Source organism: Pseudopedobacter sp., assembly GCF_040392825.1.
Taxonomy (GTDB): domain Bacteria; phylum Bacteroidota; class Bacteroidia; order Sphingobacteriales; family Sphingobacteriaceae; genus Pseudopedobacter.
Genome location: NZ_JBEBVH010000009.1, coordinates 23,798 through 34,141, shown reverse-complemented (window position 1 = coordinate 34,141; position 10,344 = coordinate 23,798). Strand labels below are relative to the sequence as shown.

At 36.1% G+C, this 10,344-nt stretch carries 6 protein-coding genes; 5 read left to right on the top strand and 1 reads right to left on the bottom strand.

Annotated elements, in window-relative coordinates:
- The 5 genes from ABWO41_RS01455 to ABWO41_RS01435 form a co-directional block, all read left to right on the top strand.
- Positions 1-2,216 (top strand): autotransporter outer membrane beta-barrel domain-containing protein (locus ABWO41_RS01455; protein ID WP_353132331.1); only part of this gene is annotated, 2,216 nt, incomplete at its 5' end.
- 174 nt (positions 2,217-2,390) lie between these two features.
- Positions 2,391-3,848, top strand: a complete 1,458-nt coding sequence (gene gnd / locus ABWO41_RS01450) for a decarboxylating NADP(+)-dependent phosphogluconate dehydrogenase (RefSeq protein ID WP_353132329.1) — start codon at positions 2,391-2,393, stop codon at positions 3,846-3,848.
- Positions 3,849-4,002: 154 nt separating this feature from the next.
- A complete protein-coding gene (locus tag ABWO41_RS01445; RefSeq protein ID WP_353132327.1) occupies positions 4,003-6,462 on the top strand; it encodes a helix-turn-helix domain-containing protein in 2,460 nt (819 codons plus the stop codon).
- Positions 6,463-6,891: 429 nt separating this feature from the next.
- Positions 6,892-8,298 (top strand): dihydrolipoyl dehydrogenase, encoded by a 1,407-nt coding sequence (gene lpdA, locus ABWO41_RS01440; RefSeq protein ID WP_353132325.1) that lies wholly within the window; start codon positions 6,892-6,894, stop codon positions 8,296-8,298.
- Positions 8,299-8,376: 78 nt separating this feature from the next.
- A complete protein-coding gene (locus ABWO41_RS01435) occupies positions 8,377-9,429 on the top strand; it encodes a hypothetical protein (protein WP_353132323.1) in 1,053 nt (350 codons plus the stop codon).
- A 70-nt stretch (positions 9,430-9,499) separates the two neighbouring features.
- On the opposite strand, the gene ABWO41_RS01430 is transcribed toward ABWO41_RS01435, so the two are convergent.
- Entirely contained in the window at positions 9,500-10,315 is an 816-nt protein-coding gene (locus ABWO41_RS01430; RefSeq protein WP_353132321.1) for a universal stress protein, read from the bottom strand.
- Between the last annotated feature and the right edge of the window lie 29 nt (positions 10,316-10,344).

Below are 10,344 nucleotides of genomic sequence, written 5' to 3'. Positions count from 1 at the left end.
TTTTAATTGTTTTTATTGCTGGTTGTGACAATGCATTTACACAAACCAGGATTTATGCTACTGCATACGGAACTAATATTCCCGCATTAACCTCTTTAACAAATCCTGAATATGCGACTCAGGAAGACAACAGTTACGCGTCTGTCGGAAGTGGTGCAACATTACAATTGAAGTTTTTGAATATTATTCCTGCTAATCAATCTGTGTATCTGGTAGTTAACGATAATAATAGTACGGCTGTATCTTTATATAAAAATTCAGATATTCAAACTATTAGTGTAGACGGGACGATTGCTACCGGATCAAATTTTTCTTATGGGGCAGGAATTTTCCAACTTTCCGCTTCGCAAGAATCTAATGCTGTTGTAATTAAACAAAATGGAGTATTAATGACCAGAAGAGTCTATCATGCTTATTTCTGCCCAATTAATTCTCCTTTAACTTTCAATTCTTCTTCAATTACATCCTGTGGGAGTTATAACCTGATTGAGAATTTAAAATATTCCTATCCGCAACTGAAATACGAAGTTTTAAAAAATGGAGTGGTGATTCCTTCTAGTCCAAATATATTGGAAAGCGGTACCTATACCATCAGAGCTATTGATCCAGCAAATAATCAAATAGTAAATGCTTCCACTTCAGTAAATGTGACTGTTAATCCAACACCTTCATATACGCTTTCTTCAACTTATTTAACAGTTGGTAAAGGACAGACAATTGCTCTTCCCACAATAACTCCTACTGCCGGAAACACAGGTTTAACTTCTGTATTTAAAGACAATAACGGGACTGTAATAAATTCAATTGCTATTCCTTCGAATGCCGTTGCAGGTTTTTACACCTATTCGATAACGGTTTCTAATGGTTACGGATGTACAGACAATAAAAACTTTATTGTTTATGTTTCTGACTCGGGAAGTTCTTGCCCTTTAGAAGAGCGTGTTTATGCATCAAGTCAGGAATCATCAATTCCATCCATACTTATATTGCCTGTTGGAGCTGTAATAGATCAGAATAATGCGGTAGATGCAAATCTGAAAACCAATAGTAACATGTATAGCTTGTTGAACCTCTTAGGATTGACTACATTTTATCAGGAATTAAAATGGTCTGATAAAATTCCGAAGGGAAGTACAGTTACTGTAAAATTGAGTTCGAGCGCTTCTATAGCCAATGTAGCCGGAGGACTTTCCATCAGACAGCGAAAGAATGGTACTGATATAGGGAGCCTGATTCCAGTTAGAGGTGGCCTTATTGATTTGTTAGCGGCAAATAACGAAACCTATTTTTCTTTTACAGCAACGGATGATATAGATGCTATCCGTCTGATTTACGGAGGAGCTTTAGGAGTGAATACCAGCATTTATGTTTATGATGCCTGGTATACCAGACCTAAAACCAATGGGCTTTTGGCAACATGCAATGAAAATGATGTGATGGATGTTTTATCAGGAGCAGGTGAATATCTGAAAGGTGTTTTAAATGCGGCTTCTTTAACGTCTATTGTTTCTGACCAGTGGAATATTGCAGACGGAAATTTAAATACTTATGCTACCATGAACTCTATAGCGCAGGTAGGAACATACGTAGAAACAACAGCAGTGTTTAAAACGCTTACCATGCCTTTAGATACTACGCTAATTGTAATGGAAACCAATTTTAATACGCTGAATTTACTGGGAGATTTTTTATATATCCAAAGATATCTTGGTGCTGTTAAAGTTGGAGATCCGATTTACCTTACCAGCAGTATGATTACCTTATTGAATAACTTTCAGGGAACCAAGCAGGCCATTTTACTACACACGAATGATATGCCTTATGATAAAGTTGCTATAACTTTAGGCGGAACGGTTAGTGTGCTTAATGTAAATACGAAGATTTATGAGGTTTATCGTAAACCCTATATCCCACCTCTTTTAGCGAGTAATGGAAAAGACCTGGTTAGTTATTGTTCGGGAGATTTGGGAGATTTAAATATGCAGATTGTACCTTGTACTATATTTAAATGGTATAACCAGGAGAGCGGAGGTACAGAACTGGTTCCCTCCCAAATTGTGGCGTCTATCAAAAATGTTCCCGGTAAATATGAGTATTACATCCAGGGCATCCGTTACGGTTGTTCTTTTGGGAACCGCGTAAAATTAACAATAGAAGTTTACAATCGTCCCGAAGAACCACATTTAGAAATTAAACAAAATATACTGGGGTTGTAATATCAAAGATTTAAGCAGGCAGCATTTTAAGGTATAAGTATATTTTAAATGAAAGTCTGAAATAAATTGAAATTGTCCTCAGTTTTTATGTCGATTTTAAAGTAACAAATTGGTTTTAATCTTTAAGCGTGTTATATTTGGGCGTTCTTAATTTTTGAATACAATTACTTAATTATGAAAGAAGTATCCGATATAGGGGTAATAGGCTTGGCCGTAATGGGTGAAAACCTTATTTTGAACATGGAGAGCAAAGGTTTCCATGTAACTGCTTACAACCGTACTACAGATAAAGTAGAAAATTTTGTAAACGGAAGAGCAAAAGGTAAAAACATTTACGGAGCGAAATCAATTGAAGATTTAGTAGGTTCTTTAAAATCACCCAGAAAAATCATGTTAATGGTAAAAGCAGGTAAACCTGTGGACGATTTTATTGATTTATTAATTCCGCATTTAGATAAAGGAGATATCATTATTGACGGTGGTAACTCTCATTTCCCAGATACGGAGCGTCGCGTAAAATATGTAGAAAGCAAAGGTCTGTATTTTATCGGTTCTGGTGTTTCTGGAGGTGAAGAAGGTGCATTATTAGGTCCTTCAATCATGCCGGGTGGTTCTAAAGCTGCTTGGCCGGCTGTAAAACCTATTTTTCAGGGTATTGCTGCAAAAGTTGATGACGGCTCTCCTTGTTGTGACTGGGTGGGTGACGGCGGTGCTGGTCACTTCGTGAAAATGGTGCACAACGGGATCGAGTACGGTGATATGCAATTAATCAATGAGGTATACCACATCATGAAAGATGTTTTAGGTATGTCTACTGATGAAATGCATGAGGTTTTTAAAGAGTGGAACGAAGGCGAGTTAGATAGCTACCTGGTAGAAATTACTCGTGATATCTTAGCATACAAAGAAGAAGATGGTACACCTATCATCGATAAAATTTTAGATACTGCAGGTCAAAAAGGTACTGGTAAATGGACTGGTACAGTAGCATTAGAGTTAGGCATTCCTTTAACTTTAATTACCGAGTCTGTATTCGCAAGATGTTTGTCTGCAATGAAAGATGAGCGTGTTCAAGCTTCTAAGGTATTGACAGCTGGTCCTAAAGCTTCTTTCAATGGTGATAAGCAAGAAATGATCAACAACTTAAGAGATGCATTATATGCTGCAAAAGTAATTTCTTATGCTCAGGGCTATCAAATGATGAGAGCTGCGGCAGAAGAGTACGGTTGGGAATTAAGCTACGGAAATATCGCATTAATGTGGAGAGGTGGATGTATCATCCGTTCTCGTTTCTTAGGAAATATCAAAGAAGCATTTGATAAAAATCCAGCATTATCTAATTTATTATTAGATGAATATTTCGCAGATAAAATTCAGGCTTGCCAAAACGGTTTAAGACAAGTGGTTGCCACAGCTACGTTAAACGGAATTCCGGTTCCTTGTTTAAGCGCAGGTATGAACTACTACGATGGTTATAGATGTGAAAGATTACCAGCGAACTTATTACAAGCTCAACGTGACTACTTCGGGGCTCATACTTACGAACGAATTGACAAACCAAGAGGTCAGTTTTTCCATACTAACTGGACTGGTAGAGGAGGTAATACAGCTTCTACTACTTACGACGTATAAGGAGAAATCTTATCGAAATAGCAAAGCCCTTCCAGAATTGGAGGGGCTTTTTTTTATCAAAAGCAAACTCTTATTTTTTACTATTGAAAGTAACTTCCCTTAATTGAGTTTTTACTGCACTTCAATTTTTGTTACGTATATTTGGAGTAGGCTTATGGCAGAGAATCATCAACTTAAGTTAGCAAACGAATTCGTTCAATTTACCAATAGAAATATTTTTCTTACTGGTAAGGCCGGTACCGGTAAAACAACTTTTTTGCATAATTTAAGAAAGAACTGTCCGAAACGGACGGTTGTTGTTGCACCTACGGGGGTTGCTGCAATCAATGCAGGTGGTGCCACCATTCATTCTTTTTTTCAACTACCATTTGGTCCTTACATTCCTAATCAGGATAAAGCAAGAAGCGCATCAGCTTTAAGAATTCGGGGAGAAAAAATCAATCTTATTAAAAGTATAGACCTTTTGGTAATTGATGAGATTAGTATGGTTCGTTCAGATACTTTAGACCATATTGATGAAGTGCTGCGCAGATATCGGGACAAAACCAGACCTTTTGGAGGAGTGCAGTTGTTAATGATAGGCGACCTACATCAGCTTTCTCCTGTAGTTAAAGATGATGAATGGACTTTGTTGAAAGACTATTATTCGAACCCCTATTTTTTTAGTAGTAGAGCCTTGCAAGAAAGTTATCCGGTGGCTATTGAGTTAAAGCATATTTATCGCCAATCAGATGATTTATTTATTGGTTTACTGAATAAGGTTAGAGAGAATAAAATAGATCTGGAGGTGCTGAATGCACTTAATCAGCGGTATATAGAAAATTTCAGTCCGGAAGAAGATGAGGGATATATCACCCTGACTTCCCATAACTATTCAGCAAATCAGATCAATGATGAAAAGCTGGGAAAGATTAAAGTGAAAAGCCACATTTTTAAAGCTGATATTTCCGGAGATTTTCCAGAGTTTTCTTATCCAAATGCAGAAGAGTTGGAACTGAAAGTGGGGGCACAGGTGATGTTCGTTAAAAATGATTCATCCAGGGATAAGCTTTATTATAACGGAAAAATTGGAAAAATTACCAGAATAGAAGATGATGTGATTTGGGTAAAATGTCCTCAGGATTTAGACGAGATATATGTACGTAAGGCCGAATGGCAGAATGTTAAATATGAATTGAATCCTGATACGAAAGAAATAGAGGAAAAGCAGGTTGGCAGTTTTGTTCAATATCCACTAAGGACAGCCTGGGCGATAACAATTCATAAAAGTCAGGGGCTAACTTTTGATAAAGCGATTATAGATGCAAATGCAGCTTTTGCTCACGGCCAGGTTTATGTGGCATTAAGCCGTTGTAGAAGTTTTGAAGGAATGGTGCTTCGTTCTCCTTTAACCTTCAACAGCATAAAAACCGATGGAGTAGTTGCTCATTACACCAGGGAAGCAGAAAATAATGTGCCAAATTCTGAGCAATTGCAACAGGCAAAAGCATTTTTTCAGCAAGGACTTTTGTATGAACTTTTTGATTTCAAGGATATTAAAGGAACGTTATTTCAATGTAAAAGAATTGCCGAGGACTATCATCAGGTAATTTCAATTGGATTTTTAGATAATGTAAATCAGATAAGGGAAAATGCTGAAAAGCATATTTATGCTGTTTCGGAATCGTATAAAAAACATTTAAACGTTCAGTTGCGGCAAAATGAATTGCCTGAAGAGAATGAGGAGCTTCAGGAAAAGGTAAAGAAAGCTTGTTATTATTTTATCGATCAAATCGACACGGTGATTATCGCAGGAATGGATAAAGTTAGCTTTGAAGCCGATAATAAAGCCGTTAAGGAAAATATGAATGAAGTGCTTAACAAGTTAAAAAAAGAGGTTTTTATTAAGCGTTCGGTTCTGAAGAACAGTTTGGGTGGGTTCGAGACATTAAGTTATATCAAATGCCGGGCAAATGCCGAAATTGATTTCATCAATCAGGAAAAAGCTCAGACAACAATTAAGAAGGAAACCAAAGTTTCCGCCGGAATAAAACATCCGGAACTTTATAAAACTATAAAAACCTGGCGCGATGACCTGGCTGCGGATAACAATGTTCCGGTATATATGATCCTTCCGCAAAAAGCCTTAACCGAATTGGTGAACAAATTGCCTTCTAATTTTGCTGAACTGGAAAGTGTAAAAGGAATTGGCAAAACAAAGATAAAACAGTTTGGTGCCGAAATTCTTGGAATGGTAGCAGAATATTGCGAGAAACGGAATATTTCTCAAACACCGTTGCAGCTTTTAGTGAAAGTTAATAAACCCGAAAAGGCAGATACGAAAAAACTTTCTTTAAATGCTTTTAATGAGGGGAAAACGGTGGAGGAAATAGCATCAGACCGGGGCTTAACGGTGTCTACTATAGAAAGCCATTTAATCCATTTTATAGGTATTGGCGAATTGAGTATCAATAAGCTTGTAGAAAAGGATAAAATACAGACCATCCAGCAATATATTGAAGATTCTAAACCGATTAGCGCAACGCAAATTAAAGAAGCCTTAGACGAAAGCATAAGCTATACAGATATTAAAGCGGTGATGAAACATCTTACTTTTAAAGATTATTTAGAGTAAACTTTTGTTTACCGCCTGTTTATTGTTTAAATTAGTTTTATTCTTATTATCACAAGATGTTCTCTATAAACTTTTCTGTAATATTGGTCTGAAAGTCCGTGAAACTCCGCTAAAGTCCACAAAAGTCCGTAAAACTCCGTTCATGCAATAGTCTTGCTTCGCTCTTGCTTAAGCCTTGGTTCGCTCTTGCTTCTGGTGTTATTCGATACATGATTTGGTTTTTCCGAAGGAATCCCGAAGCGGTTTGGTAGAAAGGCGGTAAATGCAGGACGCTGTGAACTAGACACATGTACTATTAATAGATAGACATTGCTAACCTGAAGTGGAATTTTTCAATCGTTTTCTATTTCATTTTTACAATAAAAACATAAAAAGCTTGGCTTTGCGTCAAGTTAATCATTATTTTTATGGCAAATAAAACTACTATTTATGCAATACGACGTTATCGTTATTGGTTCTGGACCTGGTGGTTATGTTGCTGCAATTCGTTCGGCACAACTGGGACTTAAAACTGCCATGATTGAAAAATACGCTACTTTTGGAGGAACCTGTTTAAATGTGGGATGTATCCCTTCTAAGGCACTATTAGACTCATCAGAGCATTTTCATAACGCACAGCACACATTTGCAGAGCATGGTATTGATGTGAAAGATGTGAAGGTCAATATCAAGCAAATGATTAAAAGGAAAAATGAAGTGATTTCGCAAAATACAGCGGGTATAACTTTCTTGATGAAGAAGAATAAAGTTGATACCTATGAAGGTGTAGGATCTTTTAAAGATAAAAATACAATCAAAATCACTTTGACTAAAGGAGGCGAGCAGGAGATTACAGGTAAAAATGTCATTATTGCAACTGGATCTAAACCAACAGCTTTACCATTTTTACCAATAGATAAGAAAAGAATCATTACATCTACAGAGGCTTTAAATCTAACAGAAGTTCCAAAAACTTTAACCGTAATTGGTGGTGGGGTAATCGGTTTGGAATTAGGCTCTGTATATGCCCGCTTAGGATCCAAAGTTACTGTAGTAGAATTTGCAGATTCTATAATTGCTACTATGGATGGTGGTTTAGGAAAGGAACTTCAAAAGGTATTGAAAAAATCTTTGGGGATGGAATTTTTATTAGGCCACAAGGTTACGGGAGCAAAAAATAATGGTAAATCAACAACAGTAGAGGCGTTAGATGCAAAGGGAAATACAGTGAAGGTAGAGGGCGACTATTGTATTGTAGCCGTAGGAAGAACAGCTTATACTGATGGTTTAGGATTAGAGAATATAGGCATTAAACTGGAAGAAAGAGGTAGAAAAATTCCGGTAAATGCACATTTGGAAACTCCGGTAAAAGGAATATATGCTATTGGCGATGTGGTTGCCGGTGCAATGTTGGCACATAAGGCCGAAGAAGAAGGTGTTTTTGTTGCAGAAAGTATTGCCGGTCAAAAACCGCACATTAATTATAACTTGATTCCGGGTGTAGTTTATACCTGGCCAGAGGTCGCTTCGGTTGGACTTACAGAAGAACAATTAAAAGAACAAGGAAAAAAATATAAATCAGGTTCTTTCCCATTTAAGGCGAGCGGCAGGGCAAAGGCAAGTATGGATACAGATGGATTTGTAAAAGTTTTGGCAGATACAGAAACAGATGAAATTCTTGGTGTTCATATGATAGGGCCTCGTGTAGCAGATATGATTGCAGAAGCAGTAGTTGCTATGGAATTCAGGGCGAGTGCAGAAGACATTGCCAGAATTTGTCATGCACATCCCACTTATACAGAAGCATTTAAAGAAGCTGCTTTAGCGGCTACAGATAATAGAGCAATTCATATGTAAATAATTGTATCTATAAATAAAAAAAGGCCTGCTATTAGTAAGCCTTTTTTTATTTATATTGGGGGTTTTGTAAACTATATGAAATATTGCGTTTTATTTATTCTTTTTAAAATACTGTCCTTTAGTCTATCCGCTCAGATAAAAGAGACTTTTATAAAAGGCCAGTTAGAATTAGAGAGTGGGGAAATTTATCAAGGGTATTTTAAAAGGGTGACTTTAAAGAATATAAAAAATGGCGTTACTTTTAAAAAGGAACTTTCTGATGATGAACAATATTATAAGGCTTCTGATGTAAAAGAAGCAAGATTTGAAACAGGCGAGATTTTTAGGACAATATCCTCTGTGAATGTTGTCAATCAGAAAAAAGAGATTTTCCTCGCTTCGTTGCTGATTGATGGAAAGGCATCATTATACGAAAGTGTATCTGAAGAAGATTTTATTTACATACTTGCCAAAGAAGGAGAGTATGTTTGGTTACAAAATGATAAAATTGAAGATGGTAATCTTAGAAAGTACTATTTCAGGAATAAACTTGCAGCCGTTTTATCGTCGGAAAAAGTAAGCTACTCTTCTTTCGATAATATTAGTTTAAATGATAAAGATCTGATTAGTATAGTTAGCCTGTATAACAGTCATTACTCTTCAAAAAATATAATTGTCCAAAAAAATGTCGAAAAGTTAAAATATTTAATAGTGGGGCTTAGTGGTATGTATAAAAATAATAATGAACAAGAATATAATGCTTCTATTGTTTATCGTTCATTTTTTCCTTCCATTAGTCAATCTACATCATTCAATATAGCACTTAATTATTATTACAATTTATATGTTGACGAATCAGCTAATTTGAAGAGGCGGCTGTATACATTACCTATATTTCTTCACCAGACTTTTTTAAAAAAATCTGTAAGACCATATGTTGATGTGGGCTTAAACGTAAGTTATATAAACGATGAGTTTTATGAAGCTTATTATCAGAAAGGATTCCAAAAAACTTATGGCTTTGGTCTTTTAGTCGGAGGAGGAATAGAAGCAGATATTTTTAAATATTTTCAGGTTAAAGCAGAATATAAATTTGAGAATTATAGTCATATGGTGATGTTAGGTTTTGCTCGCGTAATTAAGCTTTAACAAACAAGGCTGTCTCAAAGTTCCTTCCAGAAGGAGGATAATCTTTAAGACAGCCCATCTTTACTGTTAGTTATTTACCAACGGGAATAGATAATAGTGGTACATGTGAATTTGAAGCCATTATTCTGGTTTTACTTCTATGAATTAAAGACGACCAAAATCCATATCTGTAAGGGATCATAATCAGGATGTCTGCTTTTATATCCAAAACTTCATTTTCTATTTCCTTAATCACAGAATCGGATTCTACTTCTTTATAAGTATGGTGAATATTCTTTAGCTGCAAGTCTATTTTTTTCTTGGTAAATGAAGCCTCCAATTTACTTATCCCCTGGTGAACGTGAAATATTTCTACTTCGGCATTCATGGTTTCTGCAAAAGCTTTTATCTTTTCTAAGATTAGGGAGTGCACTCCTCTAAGGATATCACAAGCGAATAAAATTCTTTTTATTCCGTTATATTTTGCATCTAATGGAATTGCAAGAACAGGAAGTTTGAAACGGCTGATAGCTGCAGTTGTGGTATTTCCGAAAATATCCTGGGAAATAGATTTCTTTGCAGTTCCCATCACAATTAAATCTGCCTGATGTGCTTCAATAATATTTTCCAGTTCTTCTTCCATGTTAAGTAAAGAAGAAAGACACATTACGTCTACTCCATATTTTTCTGTAATTACATCGGCTCTTTGTTTTAATGTTAAAATGTTAAGCCTTTTAACGTCATCCAGGGCATTTGCGGGAAATAAAGTATTAGCGTAATGCGGTGGAAGAGTGAAAGAGTTAAACAGGATAATTTTTGCATTCAGATCCTTTGCCGCTGCTCCGGCATATTCAAGTGCATTTTCTGCTTCTACCGAAAAGTCTGTGGCTACAATAATAGTTTTCATGATACTCCTCTCTATAAAAATAAAACAGC

Coding starts and splice junctions, on each gene's coding strand:
- gnd (WP_353132329.1), top strand. CDS start 2,391: ATGAAAGAAGTATCCGATATAGGGGTAATAGGCTTGGCCGTAATGGGT.
- ABWO41_RS01445 (WP_353132327.1), top strand. CDS start 4,003: ATGGCAGAGAATCATCAACTTAAGTTAGCAAACGAATTCGTTCAATTT.
- lpdA (WP_353132325.1), top strand. CDS start 6,892: ATGCAATACGACGTTATCGTTATTGGTTCTGGACCTGGTGGTTATGTT.
- ABWO41_RS01435 (WP_353132323.1), top strand. CDS start 8,377: ATGAAATATTGCGTTTTATTTATTCTTTTTAAAATACTGTCCTTTAGT.
- ABWO41_RS01430 (WP_353132321.1), bottom strand. CDS start 10,315: ATGAAAACTATTATTGTAGCCACAGACTTTTCGGTAGAAGCAGAAAAT.